The sequence below is a fragment of the Streptomyces sp. JNUCC 63 genome, from assembly GCF_054366325.1.
This window is the reverse complement of the sequence record NZ_CM135963.1, coordinates 6,819,179-6,845,185: the sequence shown is the minus strand read 5'-3', so window position 1 is coordinate 6,845,185 and position 26,007 is coordinate 6,819,179. Positions and strand designations below refer to the sequence as shown.

General features: G+C 68.5%; 18 protein-coding genes and 1 pseudogene. 11 read left to right on the top strand and 8 right to left on the bottom strand.

Going from position 1 to position 26,007, the window contains the following annotated elements; translation table 11 throughout:
• Positions 1-195 precede the first annotated feature (195 nt).
• From ACX25U_RS31595 to ACX25U_RS31580, 4 genes are all read left to right on the top strand, one after another.
• Entirely contained in the window at positions 196-1,038 is an 843-nt protein-coding gene (locus ACX25U_RS31595) for a vWA domain-containing protein (protein WP_100572672.1), read from the top strand.
• A 25-nt stretch (positions 1,039-1,063) separates the two neighbouring features.
• On the top strand, positions 1,064-1,918 hold the full coding sequence (locus ACX25U_RS31590; protein WP_100572673.1) for a hypothetical protein: 855 nt from the start codon (positions 1,064-1,066) through the stop codon (positions 1,916-1,918).
• Positions 1,918-4,167, top strand: coding sequence for a hypothetical protein (locus ACX25U_RS31585; RefSeq protein ID WP_454385084.1), 2,250 nt, complete (start codon positions 1,918-1,920; stop codon positions 4,165-4,167). Before ACX25U_RS31590 ends, ACX25U_RS31585 begins: the two co-directional genes overlap by 1 nt.
• Positions 4,168-4,278: 111 nt before the next feature.
• The gene (locus ACX25U_RS31580; protein WP_234375909.1) at positions 4,279-4,569 is read left to right on the top strand and encodes a hypothetical protein; all 291 of its coding nucleotides are present in this window, start codon (positions 4,279-4,281) and stop codon (positions 4,567-4,569) included.
• Positions 4,570-4,571: 2 nt separating this feature from the next.
• Here ACX25U_RS31580 and ACX25U_RS31575 read toward each other — a convergent pair whose 3' ends face one another.
• Both ACX25U_RS31575 and ACX25U_RS31570 read right to left on the bottom strand, forming a co-directional pair.
• Complete coding sequence (locus tag ACX25U_RS31575) at positions 4,572-4,970, bottom strand: AbiJ-related protein (protein ID WP_454394600.1); 399 nt, start codon at positions 4,968-4,970, stop codon at positions 4,572-4,574.
• 374 nt (positions 4,971-5,344) lie between these two features.
• A complete protein-coding gene (locus ACX25U_RS31570; RefSeq protein ID WP_454385083.1) occupies positions 5,345-6,472 on the bottom strand; it encodes a hypothetical protein in 1,128 nt (375 codons plus the stop codon).
• A gap of 124 nt (positions 6,473-6,596) precedes the next feature.
• Between ACX25U_RS31570 and ACX25U_RS31565 the strand changes: the two are divergent.
• Positions 6,597-6,774, top strand: a pseudogene (locus tag ACX25U_RS31565) (thioredoxin-disulfide reductase); the annotation flags it as partial.
• A 342-nt stretch (positions 6,775-7,116) separates the two neighbouring features.
• Here the strand turns inward: ACX25U_RS31565 and ACX25U_RS31560 are convergent.
• Complete coding sequence (locus tag ACX25U_RS31560) at positions 7,117-8,643, bottom strand: class I SAM-dependent DNA methyltransferase (protein WP_234375911.1); 1,527 nt, start codon at positions 8,641-8,643, stop codon at positions 7,117-7,119.
• Between the two features lie 165 nt (positions 8,644-8,808).
• On the opposite strand from ACX25U_RS31560, the gene ACX25U_RS31555 reads away from it, so the two are divergent.
• The 4 genes from ACX25U_RS31555 to ACX25U_RS31540 are packed head-to-tail and all read left to right on the top strand — an operon-like array spanning position 8,809 to position 15,721.
• Entirely contained in the window at positions 8,809-9,123 is a 315-nt protein-coding gene (locus ACX25U_RS31555) for a trypco2 family protein (RefSeq protein WP_100572675.1), read from the top strand.
• A gap of 1 nt (position 9,124) precedes the next feature.
• Complete coding sequence (locus ACX25U_RS31550) at positions 9,125-11,287, top strand: VMAP-C domain-containing protein (RefSeq protein WP_454385081.1); 2,163 nt, start codon at positions 9,125-9,127, stop codon at positions 11,285-11,287.
• The gene (locus tag ACX25U_RS31545; protein WP_100572677.1) at positions 11,284-12,294 is read left to right on the top strand and encodes an AAA family ATPase; all 1,011 of its coding nucleotides are present in this window, start codon (positions 11,284-11,286) and stop codon (positions 12,292-12,294) included. Before ACX25U_RS31550 ends, ACX25U_RS31545 begins: the two co-directional genes overlap by 4 nt.
• Before the next feature lie 16 nt (positions 12,295-12,310).
• A complete protein-coding gene (locus ACX25U_RS31540) occupies positions 12,311-15,721 on the top strand; it encodes an SAV_2336 N-terminal domain-related protein (protein ID WP_454385079.1) in 3,411 nt (1,136 codons plus the stop codon).
• A gap of 519 nt (positions 15,722-16,240) precedes the next feature.
• On the opposite strand, the gene ACX25U_RS31535 is transcribed toward ACX25U_RS31540, so the two are convergent.
• The 5 genes from ACX25U_RS31535 to ACX25U_RS31515 form a co-directional block, all read right to left on the bottom strand.
• Positions 16,241-17,437, bottom strand: a complete 1,197-nt coding sequence (locus ACX25U_RS31535; protein ID WP_454385078.1) for a Wadjet anti-phage system protein JetD domain-containing protein — start codon at positions 17,435-17,437, stop codon at positions 16,241-16,243.
• A gap of 1 nt (position 17,438) precedes the next feature.
• Positions 17,439-20,855 (bottom strand): ATP-binding protein, encoded by a 3,417-nt coding sequence (locus ACX25U_RS31530; RefSeq protein ID WP_454385076.1) that lies wholly within the window; start codon positions 20,853-20,855, stop codon positions 17,439-17,441.
• A gap of 2 nt (positions 20,856-20,857) precedes the next feature.
• On the bottom strand, positions 20,858-21,478 hold the full coding sequence (locus ACX25U_RS31525; protein WP_454385074.1) for a DUF4194 domain-containing protein: 621 nt from the start codon (positions 21,476-21,478) through the stop codon (positions 20,858-20,860).
• Positions 21,475-22,956 carry a DUF3375 domain-containing protein gene (locus ACX25U_RS31520; protein ID WP_454385073.1) on the bottom strand — a complete coding sequence of 494 codons (1,482 nt, stop codon included), beginning with the start codon at positions 22,954-22,956 and terminating at the stop codon, positions 21,475-21,477. Before ACX25U_RS31520 ends, ACX25U_RS31525 begins: the two co-directional genes overlap by 4 nt.
• 474 nt (positions 22,957-23,430) lie before the next feature.
• Positions 23,431-23,826 carry a hypothetical protein gene (locus ACX25U_RS31515; RefSeq protein WP_159025030.1) on the bottom strand — a complete coding sequence of 132 codons (396 nt, stop codon included), beginning with the start codon at positions 23,824-23,826 and terminating at the stop codon, positions 23,431-23,433.
• 244 nt (positions 23,827-24,070) lie between these two features.
• Here ACX25U_RS31515 and ACX25U_RS31510 point away from each other — a divergent pair, with 244 nt between their 5' ends.
• A complete protein-coding gene (locus ACX25U_RS31510; RefSeq protein WP_100572683.1) occupies positions 24,071-24,265 on the top strand; it encodes a hypothetical protein in 195 nt (64 codons plus the stop codon).
• Positions 24,266-24,411: 146 nt separating this feature from the next.
• Positions 24,412-25,800, top strand: a complete 1,389-nt coding sequence (locus ACX25U_RS31505) for an IS1380 family transposase (RefSeq protein WP_454385070.1) — start codon at positions 24,412-24,414, stop codon at positions 25,798-25,800.
• Positions 25,801-26,007 lie beyond the last annotated feature (207 nt).

Genomic DNA, 26,007 nt, shown 5'->3' with positions numbered 1-26,007 from the left:
GACATCGAAAACCTCCTTCACGACTCCGAGCAGCACGTGGATCCAAACGTCGTCGAGCAGACCGTCGGGGGCTCATGCCGGCGGCCGGTGGAGCGGCATGTGAGTGTCGATCACCTTCGGCACCAAGACTGTGAAGGCAGTGTGAAAGCACTGGTCATTCGATATGGTGATCCCCTTCACAGCAAGGGGGGCGCAGTGCCGTACACCGCAGAGATCAGCCGAACCAATCCGGGTTGCTTCATCTTCCTCGTGGACCAGTCCGCCTCCATGAGCGATCCCATGGGCGCCGGTGAGGTCGCGCAGCAGAGGGCCGAGGTCGTCTCCGACGCGATCAACCGGCTGCTGACCGAACTGTCCGTCAAGTGTGCCAAAGAGGAAGGCGTACGGGACTACTTCCACGTGGCCGTGATCGGGTACGGACACAATCACGTGGGCTCCGCGTTCCAGGGGGCGCTGGCCGGGCGCGACCTCGTTCCGCTGAGCGAGGTCGCCAACAACCCGGCGCGGGTGGAGAGCCGTACCAAGAAGGTGCCGGACGGCGCCGGCGGCCTGGTCGAGACCTCGGTGCAGTTCCCGGTCTGGATGGACCCGGTGACCAACGGCGGCACGCCCATGACACGCGCCCTCGGCTACGCTGACAGCCTCGTCGCGAACTGGGTCGAGGCCCACCCGAGCGGCTTCCCGCCGATCGTGCTCAACCTCACCGACGGCGAGTCCACCGATGGCGACCCCACCAGCGCCGCCATCGCGCTGGCCTCGCACGCCACCGCGGATGGCGCGGTCCTCCTGTTCAACCTCCACGTGTCCGGCAGCGGCGGCACACCGGTCACCTTCCCGGACAGCGAGGAGGGGCTGCCGGACACGTACGCCCGGCTGCTGTTCCAGATGTCCAGCGTGCTGCCCAGCCACATGCGCTCCTACGCGGCCTCGCAGGGGCACCGCATCAGCGAGACCACCCGGGGCTTCGTCTACAACGCGGACATCACCTCCATCGTGGAGTTCCTGGACATCGGCACCCGCGCCACCGAGCTGCGCTGACCACCGAGACGGAGCTGCGCTGACCATGGAGGACGTTTCGGCCCTGCCGGAATGCCAGCTGCTGCGGGTGCCCAAGGCGGGCAACACGCTCAAGGAGTGCGAGGACGCCGGGCGGTCCTGGGTCGGGGACGCACGGGCCGACGACCAGGGCCGTACCGTCCTCCCACTGTACGCGGCGGTGTCCGACGGCGCCTCGGAAAGCCTGCTCGCGGGCGCCTGGGCAGAGCGTCTCGTCGCGGACGCCGTCGAGTCGATGTCCCTCGGCCGCGACTGGTGGGACGACGTGGACACGTTCGTCGTCGACCTCATGGAACGGTCCGCGCCTCGCTGGGAGGCGTACCTCGAGTGGTACCGGGCGGAGCGCGACGCCCGTGGCCGGCCCATCACCTGGTACGAACAACCCGGCCTGGAGAAGGGCGCGTTCGCGACCGTCCTGGGGGCGGAGGTCCGAGCCACCGTGTCCGGTGACGGTACGGCCGATTGGTCCTGGCACGCCTTCGCCCTGGGCGACAGCTGCCTGTTCCACCTGCGGGACGGTGTCGTCCGGCGGGCCTTCCCCGTCGAGGACGTCGAGGGCTTCGGCATCACCCCCCAGCTCCTCGGCAGCCGTAACCACGACACGGCCCTGGTGGCCCAGCGGCTGCGGCTCGCCCACGGCACCCTGGCGCCGGGCGACGAGGTGCTGCTGGCCAGCGACGCGCTCGCGGCCTGGCTGCTGTCCCCGCACCACGGGCACCGGGCACCGGGCACCGTGCTGGCCACGCTTGCCGAGGTGGGCGATGAGCCCTTCACGGAGTGGGTGGAGGACCAGCGGGCGCGCGGGCTCATGCGCAACGACGACGTGACCCTGATCCGGATCCGGGTGAGAACGGAGGCGTGATGGCTGTGTCCCGCGGCGGTCGCCAAGCCACCGGAACCGGTGCGGTCCGGAAGTTCCCCACGGGCGCGAACTACGCGGAGGCCCTGCAGCACCCCGAACTCTGCTTCCGCGATCCCGATCTCCAGCAGGGAACCGTCCAGCAGAGCCCCGTCCTCGGACCCAAGGCGATCTCTGGCAACTTCGCCAGCGTCTTCTCCGTCACCACGCGGGACGGGCAGCGCTACGCGCTCAAGTGCTTCACCCGAGACACCTCCGCCATCGGCGTCCGTTACACCGCGATCAGCGCTGCCCTGCGCGCCCTCGACACCAGTGGCCTCTCCCAGCCGTGGCCTATGCGCTTCGAGTTCTTGGAGCAGGGCGTGCTGGCTCTCGGCGACTGGTTCCCGGTGGTGCGGATGGCGTGGGTGCAGGGCACCGACCTCATGTCATGGATCGACCGCCACCGCCACGACTCGGCTGCCGTCCTCGCCCTAGCCGACCGCTTCCTCGCGCTGGCGGGCGACCTGGAGGACCACGGCATCGCCCACGGCGACCTGCAGCACGGCAACATCCTCGTGGCGGACGACAACACCCTCCGGCTCGTCGACTACGACGGCATGTACGTCCCCGCCCTCAAGGGCGAGGCGGCGACGGAGAACGGCCACCGCAACTACCAGTCGCCGCAGCGCAGCGCCGCCGACTTCGGGCCGACCATGGACCGCTTCTCGGCCTGGCTCATCCACCTCTCCCTAATCGCCGTCGCCACCGACCCCGGCCTGTGGACCCAGCTCCACGACACCCAGGGCGAGTACCTGATCCTCTCCGAGCCCGACTTCAAGGACCCGGCGACCTCCCTGGCCTGGCCCCTGCTCCTCGGCCACTCCGACCAACGCGTCCGCACGGAGGCCGCCCGCGTCCAGGGCTTCCTCGGGCAACCCTGCTCCGGGCTGCCCCGCCTGACCGCCGCCGCCCTCACGCTCCCCGCCCCACCCCGCAAGCGAAAGGGCGGCGCCGCGGCTCCGACGGCGACCAGCGGTACGACGGGTGCCGCCGCCCCGGCAAATGCACCTTCCGGTGGCATCCCAGCCTGGCTGGTGGATCGCGTGGCGTCCGCCCCCGCCAGAGCGGTGCCGACTAGCGCGCCGGCCCCCGCCTCCGCCGGCTTCACCGGGCGCCGCCCTCGCGACCTGGCGGCCGCGGCCACCGCCGTACTGAGCACCGCCGCCCCCGCCGTGCTCGCGGTCACTGTCGGACAGCCGGAGGGCTACCTGCCTGCCGCGCAGGGGGCCGCCCTACTCGCCTCGGCCGCCATGATCGGCGTAGGCCGGCGGCTCAGGCCGGAGTACCGCACCGCCCGCCAACGGGTCCGGGGACTACGTCGCCGGGCCCGCGAACTCAAGGATCCGGCCGGCGCCCACCGGCGGCTGGAGCAGGAGATCCAGAAGCTGGACGCCGCCACGGCCAAGGACGGCGCGGCCACCGACAAGCGCATCCAGACCCTCCAGACCGACCTGCGCGACGGACTGGCCCGCATCACTATGGACCTGAACCGCCGCACCGACCAGTCCGGCAAGCGCAAGGCGGAACTGCCCGCCAGAGAGCAGAGCATGATCGCCGCCGCGCTGGAACCCGCGGTGCGCCAGCACGTCGAGGCGAAGCTGCGCGCCACCTCGATCCAGGAAGCGCGGTCACTGCCGAACATGGGCGCCAAGACGGTCGGGGCTCTGGTGCAGGCCGGTATCCGCACGGCGGCCGACTTCACGGGGGTGTCCTACTCCCAGAGCCAGGGTTCCGGGAGCCGTGTCGCCTACTTCGTCCGCCCAGGCGGCCACCACGTCCGCGTGTCCGGCGTGGGCGAAGCGCGGGCGAGTGCCCTCGACGCATGGCGGCGGTCCCTGGAGCAACGGGCCAGGGCCTCCGCACCCGCCAAGCTGCCCGGGCCCGCCCTGACGAGGATCCGCGCAGAGATCGCCACGCTGCGGGCGCAGTACGACCAGGAGGTAAAGCAGGCGGAGAGCAAGGCCCAGCAGGACAGGGACGTCCTCCAAAAGCAGATCACCGACGAACGGCAGCGGCTCACGGCCGACCGACAGCAGCGCGCTATGGAGACCCAGCGCAGGCGTGCTGACCTGTTGCAACGCCAGAAGCAGCTGAGCGGCGCCGAGGCGGAACGAGCGAGAGTGAAGGGCGAACTCAGCACCGCACGGACGGAGACCCGACGCAACCTCGGTGTCCGGAAATACGTCACATTCCTGTTGACGGGCCACTGAACCAGGCGACAGGACAGGGAGATCGGGCTCGGCCGTCTGGTTCCTCCAGTCCGGTGAGACGGCCGGCAGCGGCCCCATGTCGCCTTCGACCACGAGGGACTGGACGTCTTCGTGCTGGAGACGGGTGAGTACGGCTTCCAGTCGTTGCCAGACCGCGTTGATGACGGCCTCCGTGAATGCAGGCAGGAGGACAGAAGGCACGGTGAGGACTGCCTCGGACGTGGCGTCCGTCCATCCGTCACCGGGAATGGGGTGGTAGAAGCCGCCGTCGCGGCGCAGCGTCAGTACAGTCCGGCGGAGCAGGTCTCGGGCGACTTCCTCGCCGTCGCGGTCGAGGAGGCTGTAGTTCTGGCCGAGGACGAGGTCGAGTTTGCCGGTGTCGTCGTCATCGAGCGGCAGTGAGACTAGCGGGCCGGTGTCCGGTGTGGGGGCTGATCCGTAGACCGGCCGCCCCGATATGAACTTGAAGGGCGGAGGGTCCAGCCGCCCGGCCCGAGGAGGCGGTTCAGCTTCGCGACCCCTTGGGATGAGTGGTCAACGTCGGGCTGCACCTCGGGATGCACGAACCGCGCTAGGAAGGCGAGCAGAACCTCGTCAGGGCCATCGAGGAGTTGAAACTGGGGGTATTCGAAGACCCAGTCGTCAGACCAGTCGAGTGGGTTGTTGATCCGGTACTGGAAAATGTCTTCAGGTGCCGCCGTGAACCGGGAGTCCGTCGACGCCAGCCTGTCGAGGTCGTACAGGGATCCCAAAAAGTCGACCTCGTCGAGCATTCCCCACCAGGGGCCGCCCTCACCGCACAGGTAGTCGAAGATGTCGCGTCGCGCGAGTGTCGTGATCCTCTGTGTGCTCTGTGGCGCCGGGTAGGCGCGAACTGCGTCATGCCCCCAGGATGGACGTCCGTCGACTCACCCGGCAGGCGAATGAACATCCTGGCTTTCTGACTTCAGACGCCATCCGCTTTATGCGCGTGATCGTTTGGATCGGGCTAGGTGCGCATGAACTCCGGCTGGCTCCCGGCATAGCCGGGACCAGGACGTCAACGCGAGGGCGGCCGTCACCGCGGTATCCACCTCGCGCGATGCCAGCCGCTCCGGGCAACCGGTGGTGCCGCCCCGGCAGCGACCCCGCCGTTTGGCAGACCTCGGCCTTCGTGTGGGGTCTGCGCACCACGGGTTTAGCGTCGCTGGCAGCGATCCCGTAGCTCGGCGATGACCGCCCTCTCGTGTGTGTTGAGATCCCCGTCAACGGCGGCGACCCGTTCGGCGGCGTAGACAACGTCACTGAGATCCCCAGGCTCGGCATCGATGCGGTGCCATACCTCGCCCGGGTCAATGTTGACGACGTTGGCGAGTTGCTCGTCATCGACCTGATGCCGTTCCCAGGCAAGCCGCGTCAGCCGCTGGAACAGCAGGCGCTCGGCGTCAGTGATCTCGCCGTCCGCGTTGATGACGAGCCACGCGACCCACAGCATCAGCCTCGGGTGCTGCGTACGTCGGATCAAAGTGTCGGCGAGTTCAATTACCTCTGCCTCGTCACGAAACACGGATTTGGCATAGCGTCCTGCGGCCAAGGTCGTGTAGCGGTTCACGAGGATGGTCAAGGGGATGCCAACGCCGGGGATGCCGAACTTGATGATATTGCGTTGCAGGAGGTGTTTCCCGACGAACGGAAGGCTTTTCGCGGCGGCAAGGACCGCACCGGAGTAGTACTTCTTGAGGACTTGCCGGACCAGGCCGGGTACGAACTTCAGGCTGACGCGGGCGGCTTCTCCGGCCTTTATACCGAGTGCCACCCGGACGAGTTTCATCGTGTCTTCGGGATCGTCCACGTCCAGGGGAATCCGGTAGATCACCGCGATGTCGTAGGCCAGGCGCATCTGCAGCTGGGTAATGTACGTCAGGTCAACCATAAAGGTGAAGACACCGGCCGGAACAGTGGCAGGGCTGGCGCCACCCAACGACCCGATGGTGGCAGCGATCGTCCCGTTGTAAAGGCTGGAGGTGATCCCGCCTTCAATCATGGCGTTCTTTACCGCGAGCTTGATCTGCTGCCCGACTATGCCGTCCGCGGGCACGCCCTTGTACTTCTGCTGGAAATACTCCCAGGTGGCCTTCTCGGCGTACGACCGCAGCGCCTGGGTGCAGAGTTTCGTAAACCAGCCGCCCGACTTGATGTCGTCCGCGCTCAGCCCTGCGACAAACTCCCGCAGTTTGGCCCGCTCCTGTTCGACAGCTTCGCGGTCGGCGTCGGCGTCGGCGTCGTCGTCGCCGGCGTTGTCGAAGCTAGGCAGCACTTCGGTCACAGCGGGGTCCCCTCCCAGATAGTTCAGCGACCTGCAAGGTTGCCAGATATGGGCAGAGGAGCGGTGGTACCCGCGCAATCCCACCGCTCCTCGTTGTGGGGGGTCACGTCGTCGCGTGACCTCAGTGACCGACACCGGCATACGCGAGGTCATCGTCATCGACTCCGGCCGCGCCGGATTCACCGCCGCCCTCTACACCGCCCGCGCCAGAGTTCAAGCCGCTCCTCTTCGGCAGCGCCATCTTCGTCGGCGGTGCGCTCACCACCACAACCGAGGTCGAGAACTTCCCCGGCTTCCCCGAGCGCCCTTGACGGGGCTGAAGCGCACCATGACCCCGTCAAGGTGCGCCATACGGTCCGCTACCGTGCGCGCTTCCCCTCCCTTCGCGGGCCGATGCGCGCACGGCCGCGTTTATCCAACGGCCCTGTCGGCGGCAGCCTGTGCTCGTGCCTATGTTCCGGGTCCCGACCAATGACAGGTTCCACGGTGCCGTCGTGGGCAGGACAGCACCGTAGAGGGGCGCGGCCGTCCCAGGTGGCGTAGTGCAGTCGTGACGAGCGTGTGGGGCCAGACGGCGTGTGCCCAGCGTTCTCGCTTTACGCGCCTCAGGCACCCCGCCCAGCCGGGGCTCTCGCTGGCGGTTCTCAGTCGAAGATTGCGTACAGGTCCTTCATCAGGGCCGCGGGACCGCTCCGCGGGACCGCTTGCGGCTCCACGGCGGCTGGCAGGCCCACGCCGACATAACGTGCCGGGGCCAGCGCGTACTCATGCTCGCGCACAGTCGCCACATCCGCCGAGAAGCAGAAGCCGGACTCGTCTTGGTAGGCCAGGTTTGCTTCCTGCGCTGATGCCGTGCCTCGCCAGGCGTGGTAGGTGCCAGCGATTTTTGCGAGGTCGGCTTCTGTCAGATTCCGCTCGGTCCGGTCAACCATCTCGCCCATTCCGCGGGCGTCGATGAAAAGGGTTGTGCCGCGCCGGTCGTCCAGGCGTTTCGCGCCCTGGGGGGACTTGTCTTTGGTCAGGAACCACAGGCAGGCCGGGATCTGGGTCGTCCGGAAGAGTTGGGGCGGCAATGCAACCATGCAGGCGACCAGGTCAGCTTCCACCATCGCCTGGCGGATCTCAGCCTCGACTCTGGGCGAGGAGTGTGAGCCGTTGGCGAGGACGACGGCGGCCGTCCCGCGGTCGGACAGTTTCGAGACGGCGTGCTGGAGCCACGCGAAGTTGGCGTTGTTCCTCGGAGGAACCCCGTACTGCCAACGGACGTCGCTCTCGTCCCGCGCCCAGTCCCTCATGTTGAACGGCGGGTTGGCCATCACGAAGTCGGCCTTGAGGTCCGGGTGCTTGTCGTCGGCCAAGGTATCGCCCCAACGGGCGGCCAGGTTGGCGTCGATGCCGTGGATGGCGAGGTTCATCTTGGCCAGGCGCCAGGTGCGCTCGTTGACCTCTTGGCCGTAGACCGCGATGTCGGCCTTGTGGCCGCGGCCCCCGTGTGCCTCGATGAACTTGCTCGCCTGGACGAGCATGCCGCCTGTGCCGCACGCCGGGTCGTACACGCGCCCGTTGTACGGCTCCAGAATCTCCACGATCAGCCGGACCACTGATTGAGGGGTGTAGAACTCGCCACCCTTCTTGCCCTCCGCGCGCGCGAAGTTGTTGAGGAAGTACTCGTACACGTCGCTCAGCACGACCTGGGCCGGCTTGTCCTCGGTGCTGCCGAAGCGCGCGTCGGTGATGAGGTCGAAGAGTTCGGCCACGCGCTGTTGGCTGGCGTCATCGCGGTTGAAGACCTTGGGGAGAACGCCCGCCAGAGAGGCGTTCTCCCGCATGACCGTGTCCATCGCCTCGTCGAGGAGCTTGCCCACACCCTGCCTCTTAGCGTTCGCGGCGATCCAGGGCCAACGGGCGGTCTCCGGTACCCAGAAGACGTGGGCGCCGGTGTACTCGTCGCGGTCCTCCAGGAAGACGCCGATTCGGTCGTCCGAGAGGCCGTCCTCGGCAAGCTCCTTGGCGAGCTTGTTCCGGTGCTCGTCGAACGCGTCGGAGACGAACTTTAGGAAGATCAGCCCGAGTATGAACTCCTTGTACTGGGCGGAGTCGACGGAGCCGCGCAGCTTGTCGGCTGCCTTCCAGAGGATCGCCTGGATCTCCTCGGGGGTGGAGGCGCTCAAGTTTCCTCCTGCTCGGTGGACTTCTTCTCGCGCGGTGGCATGCGGTGGACGGTTCCTTCCACCGAGTCATTGTCCATGACCGAGGTTTGTGGTGTCTCGCGAGCGTTGTACCGTACCGGCGACCTACTGTTTTTCTCATTGTCTTGAACCGGGGGCGGGGCGAAGGTGTCGACTATCGGACTGGCCGCAGCCATCGAGGAGCTGCGCCAAGAGCTGTACGAGGCGCAGCAGCTTGGCATCAACCAGCAGTTCGCCTTCGGCGTCGAGGAGGCCGAGCTGGAGCTGCAGCTGGAGCTGCGTAAGTCCGCCAAAGGGGACGGCAAGCTTTCCTTCGGCGTAGTTGTCGTCGGCGCGGGGGGCGAGCAAACCACCGTCCGTACCCACAAGCTGGTGCTGAAGCTGTCGGTCAAGGACCGGGCCCTCGGAGGCGCGCGCCCCGAGATCGGCGACGACGAGTTCGGGTCGCTGGACGAGGAGTGACGTGGATCGCCGCAGACTGGCTCTGATCCGCAGCGGGGGCACCGGTGAGGGGCGCCTCACCGTCGGCTCCGGCTATCTGATCGCCCCGCGGCTCGTACTGACCGCCCGCCATGTGCTGGAGGACCGCGACACGGGAACGCTGTGGCCGGTCATCACCGTACGCGTAGGCCACCACCTCGACGGCGAGACGACGCGCGCGGACGCGGAGCTGCTCTGGGCCCACCCGGACGGGCTGGACGTCGCACTGCTGCGCATCGACCGCAAGATCGATCCGCCCGGCTCCGTCCGCTGGGGTTGCCCAGCGGGCACCGCGCCGTTGCCGTACGAGGGCCTCGGCTATCCCTGGGCCGCCAAAGGGGAGACCCGGGCCCCGGAGCACCTGCGCGGTGTGCTGCCGGTCCTCTCTGGAGGCAAGGACCGCTACGTCCTCGACCAGGGACCGGCCCCCACCGCCCGTACCGACGGCGGGAACGCCTGGGGCGGGGCCTCGGGCACGGCGATCTTCTGCGGCGGCCACCTCGTCGGCGTCGTGACCGAGGAGGACCACGCCTACGGAGCCCGTCGGCTGATCGCCCTGCCGGTGTCCTCCTTCGCCGGGGACGGCGGCTTCGTGTCCCACGTCGAGGAGCAAACCGGTCGGTCTCCCGAGCTGAGTGCGATCGGCGCGTCCCTGCCCGAGGCCGGGCCCGCCGCCGAGCGCACGCCCGCTGAGCGCGAACTGGAGACGCTGCTTGCGCCGTTGTTCTCGCACCCCGGCGTCCGTGTCGACCACGCCCGGGCCCTGGCGCGCGAACTGGGCTACGAGGCCCAGGGGTATGAGCCCACTGCTGCCGACCTCGTGGCGCTCCTCATGGCCCATCCCCGAGCGCTCGCGTCTCTCGGCGAAGCCCTCGCGAGCAGCGCGCAGGGGACGGCCCGCACCGCGCTGACTCGTCTGTTCTCGTGGGCCAGGGGACTCGACTGCGGGTCGCTGCTCTCCGTGAACGAGTACGACGCCCTGATCGGCCTGCTGCGCCGGCTCTGCGAGAAGCAGCCGGCGCTGCTGCCCCGAACAGCCGGTGAGGCGCTGCGGTACGTCGTACTTCCGGAGATCCTCACCCGTCCGCAGCTCAGCGCGGACGATGTCTGCGGCGTGGTCGAGGGCTTGGAGGATCTGTCCGACGGTGTGAGCGGTCCCGAGGATGCCCCGCCGGTGCCGGCGCTACTGCGGCTCGTCGAGTACGTGGCGGCGGCCGCGGGCGACGGGCTGGGCGACGACCTGCGCGCGTGGTCGGGGAAGACCGCCCGGCGGCTCGGTATCCACGCCGGGGCCTTGGCCGAGCGGCGTGCGGACGCCGCCCAGTGGGCGAAGCGCGCAGCGTCGCCGGTGTCGCGGGTCGTGATGGAGTTGGCACACGACCCCGCCGCGGGAGACGACCGGTACCGGGTCCGGATTCTGCTCGTCCGCGACGACGGTTCGTACCGCGTGCTCAAGGAGGCGGAGTCGGAGCCCAAGACCCCGCGGGAGGCGGCGAGCACCCTGAGCGAGGCGGTCTTCGCCGCGGCCCAGGAGCCGGGGCAAGGCGACCATGTGCCGTGGGTGACCGTCGTGGTCGACCGGGCGGGGCTCGACTTGGCCGTCGACGAATGGGAGCCCGGAGCGCTCGACGACATTCTTCCGGCGTGGCCGATCGGAGCGGAATACCGCGTCTCCCTGAGCTGCCCGGAACTCAGTGACCAGAGGCCGGAACGCGAAGGCGACCAGGAGCGCCGGTGGAAGAACGGACGCGCGTCGGTGCTCGTCACCGGCCGGACGTCCGGCGACGCCAGGCAGCTCGTGAATCTGCTGAAGACTGAGCATCGTGATACCGCGCGGGTGGTTCTCCACGGCCCCGCCAACGAGCGTCGGTCCTGGTTGCTGAAATGTCTCGTCCTGGGCGTCCCGGTCGTGCTGTGGGACCGTGAGGCCATTGGCTACGAGGACGCAGGGAGACTGGAGATCCTGGCTCCCGCCGGCGACCTGGAGGGACTTCCCGAGCGGGTCCGGGGCTTCCGGAGCGACTCGGCGGCTTGCCCGGCGGAGCGGCGGGCACGGCCCTCCCTCGTGTGGGAACCGGAAGGTCGTCTCCCGCAGACTGAGTCGCTTCAACTGAGTGACCCTTGGAGAGGATCGCACGCGTCATGACCACCTCAGAGCCCCTGGCCGGTACAAGCCCTCGGCTTTCATCCTCCGACGGCGGAGGCGACGACTGGTGGCTGTTCCGCGGAGACGGCGAGCGCCGTGAGGTACCGTTCCCCGCTGCACCCCCGTGGCGCCGGTTCGACCGGCAGGAGACCGTGACCGGTGACAGGGTTCCGTACCCGCGGCCCTACCTCATCGGCCCCGACGAGGTGGAGGTGGTGAACGCGGCACTCCACCTGCGCCGACCCCTCCTGGTGACCGGGCAGCCCGGCACGGGCAAGTCCTCGTTGGCCCACGCCATCGCTCACGAACTCGCGCTCGGCCGTGTCCTGCAGTGGCCGGTGAACAGCCGCTCAACTCTTCAGGATGCCCTTTACCTCTATGACGCCGTCGGCCGGCTGCGCGAGGCGACCCTGCGGCGCGACGCGGACGGCACCGAACCGGACATCGGCCAGTACATCCGGCTCGGCCCTTTGGGCAACGCGCTTGTGCCCCGGGAGCGCCCCCGCGTGCTGCTCATCGACGAGCTGGACAAGGGTGACGTCGATCTACCCAACGACCTGCTGACCGTCTTCGAGGAGGGTGAGTTCGCCATCTCCGAACTCACCCGGCTGCCCGCGAGCCACGCACCGGTACACGTTCGAACCGACGACCTGGATGAGACCGCCCCGGTCACGCGCGGCCGCGTCCGCTGCCGTGAGTTCCCGGTTGTAGTCATCACCAGTAACGGCGAACGGGAATTCCCGCCCGCCTTCCTGCGGCGCTGCGTTCGCCTCGATCTCCCCGAGCCCAACGAGCGGCGGCTTCGGGAGATCGTCGCCGCGCACCTCGGTCCCGACGCCCTGGACGACACCGACGACCTGCTGCGGGAGTTCCTCGAACGCCGTGCCGAGGGCGAACTGGCCACCGATCAGCTGCTGAACGCAGTCTTCCTCCGCAAGGGTGGCGTGAACCTCGACGCGGCTTCCCTCCTCCAGGGCGTCCTGCACCGTCTCGGCGGAGCCGTGTGACGCCGTGATCTCGCGCGTGACGAAGGTCCTGGCCGAGAGCGGGGTGGAGCTCTCTCTGGAGGAACTCCTGGACGCCATGTGGCTCGCCGGGAAGCTGCCTCGGGACTCCGGGCCCCTGGTGCGCTCCATCGGCGTGGCCGCTGCGAGCTCGGAGCGGCACGGCGAGCCCCACCACGAGGGGTCGACGGTGGCGGCGCCGGAGGCCGCGGAGCCCGCACCAGAGCCGACCGCTGCGGAGTCCACGAAGAAGCGGTCCGCGCGCCCGCTTCTGGCCTCGGCGCAGGCCAGTCCCACCGAAGACGCGCCAGCGCTCGCGGGCCTGTCACCGGCGTTCGCAGTCCGCGCCCCGGACAGCAGCATCCTCGGCGCCGGGCAGCTCCGGCTCGGCAAGTCCCTCCGGCCGCTGCGGCAGCGCTTCCCCGACCGGCGCCAGCAGGAACTCGACGTCACACGAACCGTCGCTGCCATCGCTGAGACGGGCGTGCCCGAGACCGTCGCCCGTGCGGTGCGCACCCGCTGGCTGTCCCTGGCCCTCGTGGTTGACGACGGCGTCTCCATGGTCCTCTGGCAGCGGCTCGCCGCCGACGTCCGGGCACTGATGGAACGTGCTGGGGCCTTCCGAGACGTGCGTGTGTACGGACTCGACACGCGCAGCGACACTCCGTCTCTGCGGACCACCCCCTACCGCCACCGCGGCCGGCTCTTATCGCCGAAGGTCCTGTGCGACCTAACCGGCAACACCCTCGTCCTGGTCGTCAGCGACGGTGTGGGCGAAGCCTGGCGGGACGGCGGGATGCGCCGGGTGACGGACCGCTGGGGACGTTGCGGTCCCATCGCGATCGTCCAGGCACTGCCGTCCCGGCTCTGGGCGAGCACCGGCATCGGCGCACGGCGCTGGCAGGTCACCACCCATCGCCGCGGCGGCCCCACCCGCGCCTGGCACGTCACCGACCCTGACCTGCCGCCGGACCTGGTCCGCTTCGACTCCGTACCCGTCCCGGTCCTCGCGCCGACCCCTGCGGCCGTCGCCGACTGGGCGTGGCTCGTCGCCTCACCCGGCGGCACAGCGCTCCTCCCGCTGTGGGACGCCGGCCGTCCCGGCTCCAGCCGGACCGTCGCCGACGCCCGGGACGGCGACGCCGCCGAAGCGGTACTCCGCTTCAGGGAGGCCGCGTCCGCCGAGGCGTATCGGCTCGCGGCCCACGTGGCGGCCGTCGCCCCCGTCACGCCGCCCGTGATGCGCCTGGTGCAGGCCGCCCTCGGGCCGCCGACAGACATCGGACACCTCATGGAGGTGTTCCTAGGGGGCTTGATGCACGAGCTCGACGCCGACGGTGCGGACCGGCTGCCGCACCACCGGCGGTACGACTTCACAGACGGCGCCCGGCGCGTTCTCCTCAGCGCCGTCTCCCCTAGGGAATTGCTCCGCACCGCCGAGGCTGTGACGCAGCGCATTGAGGCCGCCGTCGGCCGCGCCCCGGTCTTCCCGGCGTGGGTCGGGCACCCGGACGGCGCGGCCGTCATCGACGACACCGGGCGCTCCTTCGGCTGGCTACGGGAGCAGGCACTATCGCGGCTCGGCATCCCGTCCGCCGACGCAAGGCCAGTGGCGCCCATGCCGAAAACCCGTGTCCCCGAGGGCGAGACCGGGGATTCCACCGAGCCCCGGGACTCCGCAGCCGCCGGGACTGATGAGGCGTACGACGACGCGCCGGGCGAGACCCTGCCAGCCGGCTGGGTGGAGCTCCTGCCGGAGGACCCGGTACGGCTCGGTCGATTCCGGCTCCGTGCACGCAGTGCCCACGGGTGGCCTCACCTGACGATGTACCTGGCCGAGGACGATGACGGCACCGTCGCCACGGTCCGGGCGCCGGTCATGCTGCATACCCGCGACCCGGGAACCGCGCGGGACCTCGTCCGGACGGAAGCCGAGTGCCTGACGCGGATGCAGGGCACGCATGCCCCCGCACTCCTCGGTGTGGCGGCGCCCACCACAGGGGAGCTGCCGTGGGTCGCGGCGAGCTGCGTCCACGGCCGCACAGACGCCCCGTCCTCACCGCCCGCACCGAACCTGCGCGCCGTCCTCGACGAACACGGGGGAATGGTCCCGGAGGAGCTTTTCTTGCGGATCGGGCTGGGCCTGACGGAGGCCGTTGCCTTCGCCCACTCTCGGGGGCTCGTGCACGGCTCGCTCTCACCCCTGGCCGTTCTCGTGACCGACCGCGACGTCCGGCTGGTCGGTTGGGCGACCGCGACGATCGACGGAGTCGACAGTGCTCACCGCGACGTGCTGCCCCTCAGCGACACCTACCTGGAGGCGGACGACGACGAGCGGTCGCTCACGCCGCAGAGCGATGTGTACGCCGTCGGTGCGCTGCTGCTGGCCTTCCTCTCGGGACGGTGGAGCGACCCCAGGGACGACAACTCGCGACATGGTCCCCTGACCAACCCCAGGATCGGCCCGGTGCTCCTGCGGACTCTTTGGCGTTGCTTGGAGCGTGACCCCGCCCGCAGACCCTCCGCCGCTACCCTGGCCGAGGCGTTCGCCCTTGCGTCCGGAGGCCCGACGGCCGACCGAGCGTCGGAGGAGGTCGTCGCTGAGGACGTCCGGCGGGTTCGGGATCTGGCGGGGCGGGACATCGGCACCTACGGGCTGGAATTCGCCCGTCTTCTCCTGACGTTCTCGAACCAACTGGCCTCCGTGGGGCAGCGGGAGGAGTCGCTCGCTGCGGCCCTGGAGAGCGTGGAGGTGTACCGAGAGCTGCTGTCGGTAGGGGGTAACTCCGCCCCCGTCCCCTTCTCGTCTGGTCTCGCCGAGGCCCTCAGTAATCTTTCCGTGCGACTGGGCGAAGCCGGCCGGGCGCGGGAGAGTCTCGACGCGGTCGCAGAAGCGGAGACGCTGTACCGGGAGCTGAGTCGCCGGGACTTCGGCTTCTTCGGCGCGGGCCACGCCATGACCCTGAACAACCAGTCCAACCGCTTGGCGGAGGCAGGTCGGTACCGTGAGGCACTCCAGGCTATCGAGGAGGCTGTTCTCATCGGGCGCAGAAGGGCCGAGCTGGGTGAGCCGGCGGTTGGGGGCGATCTGGCGAGGAGTCTCACGAACCTGGGCAGCCGCCTGGGCGACCTGGGACGGCAGGGCGAGGCTCGGACGGCCGTCGCCGAGGCTACCCAGATCTACGGTGCCCTGCCTCCGGAGGAGGCGCGGCGCGTCTGGACGGACCACGCCATGAGCCTGATCAATTTCGCCGTCCTGCTCGGCGACGAAGGACGTCACGACGACGCCCTGAGTGTGGTTGACGCGAGCTTCGCCGTGCTGGACCAGTACGGAGACGAACGGTCGCGGGCTGCGTTCGAGATTCAGGAGTGGTCCCGGCGCATCAGGCACTGGCTGGAGGGCCCCGCCGCGCGGGCACCCGGTCAGTAGTCGGCAGCACGGCGGAGAAGTTGGTGCCCAGGTGTGTGCTCGATGCGCCACGGTCCGATGCCTGCACCGCCCCGGGCTGGCGCCCACCAAGCACCTGGCGCAGCGAATCGGCACCCGGCTAGTCAGCACCACTGCGCCCCGGTCAGCCCGGGCCCATGGCTCCCGAAAAGGCATCGAGAGGTCGCATCGGCCGCGCGTAGCGCGCTGGCTGCACGACGACGCCCCGCCGCAGCAAGCCGGCGGGGCGTCGTCGTATCAGGCCCCCGTCTACGCAGGACCCCCCGCCGGAGCATCATTCGTTTCGAACGTCTGTTCCGAAAAAGGGGTTGCCTCAACCCATGTAGTCCCAGCGGCGATTGCCGCGCAGCCCATCGGTCGTGGGGCCCATGCCGCTCTGGGTATTTGGTCTGCAGATCGAACCGCTCGGCTCCGACGCCGCGCCTGCACCCCGGGGCGCGACAGAACGGCAGCGACGCCGCAGTTCCCGGTCTCCGACTGCCGGCCAGGCACGAGGGTTAGTCACCGCGGCCCTTGGCGCAGGTCGTTGAGGGCGACTTCGAGCAGGTGGTAGCGCACGCGTTCTTGTTCGAGTCGCACGTTGGGGCCGAACTCGCCGTCCGCGAGGCTGGCGTAGACGTCGGCTTCGTCCGGGGTGAGCGTGCCGAGAGGCTGGTGGGTGGGGGCGTCCTCCTTCACCCATTGGCCGCGGTGCTCCAAGAGAGTGCTCCGGTCCATCAGGATGGACTGCGTGTGCGGGAAGGCCCGATGCAGCCGGTCGAGGATGGTGAAACCGTGAGTGTCCAGGTCGCCCCAGTACACAAGGCGTACATCGTGCAGCCAGGTCAGGGCGGACAGTTGGGTGACGGCGTAGCCGCCGCCGTGGATCACGATGCTGTGGGGCTGGTCGGGGAAAGCGAGGTAGGTGGTTTCGTTCTCGATGACGAACACGGTCGTGATGCCGGGCGGCGGCGCGGTGAACTCATCCGCGCGGATCATGAGTTCGCTGAAGCCCCCCAGCGACTCGCCGCCGAGCAGCCGAAATCGCAGGTAGGCGGGCTTGCGCAGGAAACGGAAGCGGGCGGCGAAGTCAGTGCGCGCGGCCTCGGCGTCGATGCGGTCGTCGGGAAGGCACTGTTCGAGCAGGGTGGTCAGGATAGCGCGGTGGCGTTCGATGAACTTGGTGTCCACCCCAGGTACGTCGAGCTGGCGTAGGTAGACGGCTGGGCCACGGTAGTCGGTGATCCAGCGGATCGTGCCCTCCAGGCGATGCCAGTCGGCCTCCCGCTGGAGGACCTGCATGGGGTGGGCAACCATCCAGTCGATGAGAGCGGGCAGCCTTTCCTGGGTGGAGGCCAGCAGGGCTTGGTAGCGGGCGACCGTGGGGGTGACGCCGAGTATGCGCCAGAGGTCGTCGCGGTCGTCGACCCAGACGCGGTCGGGGATGTAGTTCACGCCGGCCAGGCGTCCGCCGAGCCGGCGGTATTCGATGCGCAGGTGCCGGTGTGCGCTGGGCGCCCACGATTCGGTCCAGGCGAGGACGTCGTCGTAGTGGCGGGTGATGTCGCCGGCTTTCGGGCCGCGCAGGGGAATCTCGACGGGTTCCCAGGGTGCCCCGTTGGCGAGTTGGGTGAGGTAGGTACCCGTGTTCCAGCGTTTGCGGAGGCGTTCGAGGACGGCCTGCGGCGTAGTCCAGTTGAGGTTTTGATGCGTCGTCATCTCAGTCTCCCTGTCCGGCGGCGGGCTGCAGGCTGGCCAGGGTGTGGGCGAGGCGTTCTTGGCGGTATTGGGCGATGGTCAGGGTGCGTAGGCGGGAATGGTGTCCGCTGGGGTTGTCGACGAAGCCGACGGCGGACACGTAGGGCTCGATGACGTGGATCTTCTGCAGTGGGGTGACGATAAGGAGTTGCAGGCCCAGACGTTTGAAGAGGTCCAGGGCGAAGCGGGCGGATTCCTCCGAGCCGCGCCCGAAGGCTTCGTCGATGACCACGAAGCGGAAGGTACGGCTTCTGCTGTGGGTGGTGTCGAGCTTGAACTGGTAGGCGAGAGAGGCGGCCAGGATGGTGTACGCGAGCTTCTCCTTCTGTCCGCCGGACTTGCCGCCGGAGTCGGAGTACACCTCGTACTCGGAGTCGTCCTCGCGGCGTCGTTCGCTGGCGCTGAAGACGAACCAGTACCGCACGTCGGTGACGCGCTTGGTCCAGCCGCGGTCGCTGTCCGCGTGGCCTTCGCGGCCCTTGAAGCGTTCGATTAGGTGCTGGACCTGGTGGAACTTCTCCTCGGAGTACAGGTCGGAGTCGTCGCCGGATAGGACGTCGTCGGTACAGGCGCGCAGTTCCGCGGTGAACTCGCGGATCTCGGTGTTGGGCGTCTGCTCGGGCTTGAGCATGATGTAGCGGCCCGGGTTGTAGTCAATGCCGGCCAGCGACTCGTTGATGGTGTTGATGCGGTCGTCGATCTCGTCGGCCCAGATGTTCAACTGCGCGTGGAATCCGGCGATTTCGCGGATCACGTTGGTCTTCAAGTAGGTGCGGAACTGGTCCTGGAAGCGCGGCAGGTCGTCGGCAACGAGCTGCTGGTGCAGGGCACGGTAGCCAGGGGCGGAGGCAACCGAGGCGTCGAGTTCGCTGGTCTCGACCTGATAGGTGGTGCGGAAGGAGCTCATCTGGGCGGCGATCGTCTGGGCGAGGCGGGTCTGCTCCTTGGCCCAGCGGTGCTTGTGCGCCGTCATCTCCTCGCGCAGCCGGGTTTCCGTCTGCGCGCACTCCTGCGCGGTCCGGCACGCCAGGCGGGCGGTGTTCAAGCGCTGTTCGAGGGCCGGAAAGTGCGCCTGTGCAGCGCCGGCGGCCGGTTCGTCGAGTACCGCGCGGGCCTCGTCGCGGGCGCGTTCAGCGGCGTCGCGCTCGCCGTCGACCCGTCCCCAGCTCTGGCTGGCCTTCTCGTAGGCGGCTCCCTGTTCGGCGATTTCGTCTGCGGTCTCGGTGAGGCGGCGGGTGAGTTCGTCCAGGTCGTTGGAGGCGGCTTGCAGGCGCTGCTTCTCCGCGGTCAGCTCGGTGATGCGCCGTACCGCGGACGGCCAGTCGATCTCGCTGTAGTCCACCATCGCCGTCAGCCGGTCGAGGACCTTGTCACGGCTGATGGCGTCCTCGTAGGCGGCCCCCAACGTGCGTCTCTTCTCGTCCATCTCGCGCTGGGCGCCATGGACTCGTCCCGCCTGATCCAGGAGGGCATCAATCTTCGCCTGGTTCGTCCAGCCGAGCACATACGTGCTGCGGTCGTCGATGCGGGTGGTGTCGTTCTTCTCGTGGCGGCCCCGCGTCCCCTTGATCAACCCCTGTGCGGTGATAGCTAGTTCGGCGTGCCGGAAGTCCTCCATCGTCGGCACGCAGGCGTGGGAGGCACGGCGTTCGAGCTCGCCGACCAGCCACGGAGCGAACGGCGAGTCCTCGCGCACTTCGAGCTTGGTGAACAGCGCCATGGACGCACCGGTGGGCAGGCGCCGTGGCGGGAGCTTCTCCGGGACGCGGAAGTAGACCAGCTTCGTCCCCAGGTGGTGGTCGTTGATCCAGTCGGAGACGCGAGCGTACTGATCGCCGGGGACCAGGAGGGACACGGCGAAGCCGCGCAGCAGCCGCTCGGCGGCTCCGGCCCACGCCTGTTCCTCGTCTCGGACCTGAATGAGTTCGCCGGCGAAGGGCAGAGCACTGTCCTCGATGCCGAGTTCGCGGCTCAGGCGAGCGCGTACCTCCAGCTGCTTGCGGGGGATGTTGCTGCGGCGCGAGCGCAGACTGATCAGGTCTGCGTTCAGGTCCTCGGCCCGCTGCTTCAGCTGTGCGGCCTCGACTGCGAGCGTCTCCAGGGCCGTGCGCGTCTCCTGTGTCGTCCCGGCGACGTCGTGCTGGGCCCGGGCGACCTCCTCAAGGCGGTCGGTGAACTGCGCCTGATCGGTGACCGGGGCAAGCTCTGCCTGCTCCAGCAGGGTTGCGTGCTGGCGGGCACGCTTCTCCTGAGCGGCGCGCTGCTGCTCCGTCTCCTCGATCTGGCGCTCCAGTTCGCCCAGGCGCCCGCCGCCCAGGCCCTCACGCTGCAGTTCCCACCGGCGTTCCTGGTCCCGCAGCCGCTCCAGCTCGTCCTTCGCGGTCTTCTTCTCGCCCTCCAGGCGGGCGAGCATCCGCTCCGCCTCGGCGCGCTGGGCTTCGTGCAGCGCCGACGTGCGCTGGGCGATGAAGTACCGCAAGGCGGCCTGCTGGCCGTCGGCCTCCTCGATGCGTGCGGCCAGGCCCTCATAGGCGTCGCAGTCCTCAAGCAGCGGGGTGAGGGCCTCGATCTGGGCACGGGCCCGCTGAACGGAGTTGTAGGTAGTAGTCAGAGCGTCGAAGTGGCTCACGATGTTGTCCGTCATCGCCGCCGCATCGAACGGTTCGAGCATGTGACTGCGCACGAACTCGTCCAGGCTGCCCACCGACTTCATCGACACCGTCTGATGGAAGAGCTCCAGCGCCTGTTCGGACTCGATGCCCATCCGGCGCCGGAAATCCTTGCTGTATGGCGGGAACGTCTTGTGGACGCGGACATCGCCCGCTTCGAGACGCTTCTTCAGCGCCCGCACCTCGGTGCCGAAGTCGGCGAAGTCCCCGGCGACGGACAGCGTCCGGTCGGCGACGAGGAACAGCCGCTCGGGGCTGGTGGCGTTCCCGTCGGCCAGCCAGAACACCTGCCCCAGCGTGACGGTCGCAGCCATCGCCGGGTTCGTGAACACGCCCAAGATGACGGAGTAGCTGCCCGGCTTTCGCAGCGCTACTGGCTTGGTCGTCCCGGTGGTCTCGTTGCGTTCGGACTTGTAGTGGCCCAGCACGTAGGAGCGCAGGCTGCGCTCGCCGCTCTCCGCACCGGCTGCCTTGTTGTAGGCGATCTTGCGGGCGGGCATGAACAGCGTGGTGATCGCATCCACCAGGGTGGACTTGCCGGAACCGATGTCACCGGTCAGCAGGGCGTTGGCGCCGCCGAGACCGAACGACCACACGTGCTTGTCGAACGTGCCCCAGTTGTAGACCTCCATACGCTCCAGTCGGAAGCCTGCCGCAGCCAGGTCGGTGGAGGCACTCGTGTCGGCGGGGCCGGGCTGGGCGGGGATCATTGCTACTTCTCCTGGGGGGTGTGGGTGGCTGCGTACTGGGCCAGGTTCGTGTCGAAGTCGGCGAGCCACTGCCCGTCGACGAAGGCTTTGATGATCCGCTGCACCTCGAACAGCTGCTCCTGCCCGCGAGCGCGGCGCAGGAACTGTAGGTCCACCACCTTGTTGATGTGGCCGTCGATCTGGTCGACCAGACGTGCCTCGTTGCTGCCGGCCGGGAGAAACATCCGGATCATCTCGACGATCTCGTCCCGGGTGATCATCAGGCGGGTGCCGTCGGCGCCCGCGTCGAACTCGGCAAGCCTCTTGCGCAGCAGCACGACCAGCAGACTGACGGGGTAGGACAGCGAGCGGCGGGGCATCAGCCGCGGCGGCGCCATGCGGGGATCGCGGTCATCGTCCTCGTCGTCGGGTTTCGACTGGAGGAAGGCGTAGCCCTCCATCTCGTCGATCACCACGCGCAGCCCCATGACGTCGACGTAGTCCTTCACGCCGGCACTGTGGTGCAGCAGCGCGTCCCAGGCCCGCTCGTGCTGGTCGCGGAAGACCGGGCCCTTGAGTAGCTGGTTGACCGGCAGCGAGAGGGTGTACGGCTGCTGCGGGGTGGGGGTGGCAGGTGTGGTCATCGCCCCTCCTTCGGGCTGGATACCCAGGCGATGCCGGGGCTGGTGCGAGCAAAGGTGACCACGGGCACGGTGGCGACCTGCTGGACGTCGTCCTCGCCGATCCACGTGATCTCTTCTTGGCGGTCGTCGTCGAACACGGTGGTGAACCCGTCGTCCGGTAGCGCGAAGTAGGCGACCAGTTCGGCAAGCCCCTGCTCCAGAGGGTGCTCGCGCAGCGTCTCGGCCAAGGACACCTGCGTGCGCAAGCCCAGGGCGTGGTGCACCGCGGCCGTGAGCCGGGCGGGATCCACATACACCGCCTCGAACAAGGCGTCGGCGGTGAACTCATCGTCCCCCGCCTCGATGCCGGTACTGTCGATCGGCGCCTTGACCACCGGCGTATACAAGGGCCGCTCCATCGGCAGGGCGATGGCCGGGGCTGCCGCATCGATCTCGGCGACCAGATTCACGCCCGGCACGTCGCGCAGGGCCAGGGCCTGCGTCTCGATCGCGCGCACCAGTTCCAGGACACGGCGGTCTTCCGAGCGCACCTGGTCGTCCAGGAATCGGCGGAGCTGATCCGACAGCTGCCGCACCGTGGCCTGGGTGCGTTCGGCGGCCTCCAGCCAGTCCCGGGGCATGCGACGCATGCGCGGGTCAGGCTCGTCGATGGCTTCCATGGCCTCAACCTCGGCCAGCAGCGTCTTGAGTTCGTCCTGACGGCTCGGGGCGAGCAGGAAGTCGTAGAACGCCTGGAAGGTCCGTCCCTGGTCCGACTCAGCGATGCTCTCGCGGCTGCTCAGCACCTCATCCAGGAGTTCGCCCTTGGCCCCGTCCCACGCGGCGATCTTGCTCCGCAGGTCCCGGTCCAAGTCCCGGAAGTTCGCCTCAACCTCGCGGAAGTCGGCCAGCAGCCCATGCGCCGTCGTTGTCACCTGCTGGTAGCGGTCCCGCAGCGCCGCGCTGTCCAGAACGTCTACCTCGCCGGCCTCAACACGCTCGATTTCCTGGTCGATTTCATGCCGTCGCCGGGAGAGCTCGGCCAGTCGCGCCTCGGGGTCCGTTTCGGTGCCGAACGTCATCTGCCGCAGCAGATCGAAGATCGTATTCAGGCGCGACTCCGTACCGACGAACGAACGCTCTTCCAGCGACCGGACCCACGCGATCGCCTTCTCGACCGCGGCCGTGGCGTCGTAGTGCGGCTCGTCCGAATCCGCCGGGTAATACTTGCGCAGCCAGCCGTTCCCCGGTGCCGACCAGACATCCAGATACGCCTTCGCGGACTTGGGAAACGTGCCCTGCCCGAGCCGGTCATTGAGGGCGAACAACTCATCGTCCAGACGTTCGACAAGCTCCGCACCGGCAATCGAGCGCGCTCCCTGCTCGACGAACACCTTGTTGAAGAAGCTCAACATCAGTGCCGCATTGTCGGCCTTCAGCAGCCGCCAAGCAGCGCTCTGCTTCCGCAGGGCGACCAGGCGGTCGTAGTCCAACTCCATACATCCTGCCCTCTCACTACCCCAGCAAGTACGACCGCATTTCCCGCCAACAGCGAAAATGGACGCCCCACTCGATCGGCACTCATGCCCGCACAGCCGCGCATGGGCATTCCGCGCCGGCCACAAGGAACCGTAGAGGCCACCACTGACAACGGGACTCGGCCCGAGCCGATGACGGGATAGGCCAGGCTGCCTCGGGGAGGGAAAACGGCAGGCAAGAGGCCGGATACATCCGGATCTGGATCGTTCCCGCTTCTCGCCCTTGCGACGATCCCCGAACACAATTTCGAGTCCCGGCCGAGGGTTTTGGCTCGCCTACCGGTCCGCCGGCGCCCTGCCCCATCCGGACGGACGCGAGGCTGTGCCATCGCATCTTGATCGCGCCCGGTGAGAGCTGGGTCGTGTTGCCGCCGGATCGGTCCGCCGGAAAGCGCGACAGGGTACCTAGAAGCGCCGGCAATATGGCTGCACCATCTACAGCGCGCCCGAGACCTCGCCTTCCAACTGGCCGACTCCCCGCCCGAGGACGCGTCCTTGGCCATCGCCAACTGCCTGACAGTGCTCCGCAGTCACACTGGCCATGGCACCCCGGAGCCAGAGGTGCAAGCCCTCGCCGCCGATCTCGACTCGCTGAGCCAACGGATGCCGACCATTCCGTCCGCGCGCATTCAGCGCGAGATCGGCCAGATCAATGACACCCTCACGACCGGGCTCATGACCGACGAGGAAGTCGAGCAATGCTGCCGAACGCTGCTTAAGGACGACGGTCTGCGCGGCCCCCAGCGCCTTGAGCTGAGAGGGTTCCTCACCGAGGTCCTGGTGTATCAAAACCGATGGAACGATGCCCTGGAACCCCTTCAATCCATCCACGCGTATTCGGTCGAGCGGCCCATGCATCCGCAGGTGATCGCCAGGACCCTGCACGATGTAGGGCTGCGTGTGGAGCTGTCCGTCGCCTCCGGCGTGCCTGAGTGCCGCGCCTCACTCATGGTCCTGGTCGGCGAAGCCGACGCACCACCTGCCCCTGAGAGCCATCAAGTGCTGTCCATTCTCGTCAGCATCACGTCAGGCATGATTGGCCGAACAGCTCAGTCTCCAGGCGAGGGTGACGTGCATGCCCTTCAAGATGCAGACGTTGCGCCTCCTGGAAGCGGTGCGCGCCGGGGAGCACGCCGCGATTCGCGAAATCTACGATGGCCTCGATGGTCTCGACACGGCGGCACTAGACCGGGATAACGAAATCGGATGGAAGCGACTTTCCCAAGCCGTCATCGACTCCGCGGTCAGCATGACGCTCCGCGGCGTTTGAGCTGCTCACGCTCTCCCCACTCAGCCTCGATCCACCGTGTGATCACCGGTCGGCGTGAGGGCCGGGAACGAAGAGGTGCCTTGTGACCTGCGATGATGAGAGTTCTCTACGCTCACATCAGGCACGATCAGCAAGGCACCTCTCGAGTGAAATTGTTCCACAGCCCGGCGCGGGTGTTCGCCGCGTTCGACGAGCCGAATCTCATCGCGCATGCCGGACTGGTCCCGGTGATCCGGCTGGCCGAGCGGTGCGGCCTGCCGGCCCTGGTCGCCGAGAAGGTCAAGCTGACCGGCGCGAAGAACGGCGCCGGGACGGCCGCCGACGCGAAGGCGATGAGCGTCGTGGGAGGCATGGTGGCCGGCGCGGACTCCATCGACGACCTGGATGTGCTGCGGCACGGCGGGCTGCCGAAACTCTTCGCAGGGGTGCGGGCACCGTCCACGCTCGGCACGTTCCTGCGTGCCTTCACCTGGGGACACGTGCGTCAACTGGAGGCGGCGGTACGCGCGTTCACCTGCAATCTGGCCGCCCACACGGGCTTCGTCCCGAAGGGGGACGAGGTGGTGTTCGTCGACATCGACTCCAAGGTCAAGCAGGTCTACGGCCCGGCCAAGCAGGGCGCCTCCTTCGGCTACACCAAGGTCCGCGGCCTCCACTTCCAGATCGTCACCGTCAAGACCGCCACCTGCGCGCCGGTCATCGTCGCAACAAGGCTGCGCAAGGGCTCGGCGGGCTCCGGCAAGGGCGCCGCCTCGCTGCTGCGCGAGGCCCTCGCGGCGGTGCGGTCCATGGGCATCACCGCACAGATCATCGTCCGCGCGGACTCCGCCTACTTCTCCCACAAGGTCGTGGACGCCTGCCGCAAGGCCGGCGCCCGCTTCTCCCTGGCCGTCGCGGTCACCAAGACGATCCGCGTAGCCATCGAGACGATCGATCCCGACGCCTGGAGATCGATCAAGTACACCGACGCGATCTGGGACGACGAGGAGGAACGCTGGATCTCCGACGCAGAGATCGCCGAGATCGGCTTCACCGCGTTCACCAGCAAGAAGAAGGCCTTCCGCGCCACCGCCCGGCTCATCGTGCGCCGCGTGAAACGGCTGAACCCCAAGACGGTCCCCGACGGGCAGAGCGAACTGTTCGCCGTCTGGCGCCACCACGCGATCTTCACCGACAGCGTCTTCGTCCTCACCGACGCCGAGCCCATGCACCGCGCTCACGCCGCGGTGGAACAGGTCTTCGCCGACCTGGAGGACTCCGCCCTGGCCCACCTGCCCTCGGGGAAGTTCACCGCGAACGCGGCCTGGCTCACCCTGGCGGCAGCCGCCTACAACCTCACCCGCGCCGCCGGCCACCTCACCTCCACCTTCCACGCACGGGCCCGGACCGGCACCATCCGCCGCCACCTGATCACCGTCCCGGCCCGCATCGCCCGCCCAGGACGACGCCTCGTGCTGCACCTGCCCCAACACTGGCGCTGGGCCGACGACTTCATCGGCCTGTGGACCGCCACCGGCCAGCGCATGCAGACCTGAGCAGCCAGACCCCGCCGTCCACCCACGACCTGGAAGACCTCGGAGAACCCGCCACCGGAACGGCCATCCGGAACCCCGCCCTGCCCCAAACCGAAAACCCACCCCGAAAAGCAATCACACTGCGCGATCAAAAATCACGCGGTGGATCGAGGCTCAGGGCGGCGCCCACCTGAAAGACCGGCAGCGACCTCAGGGCTTCCTGCCCCA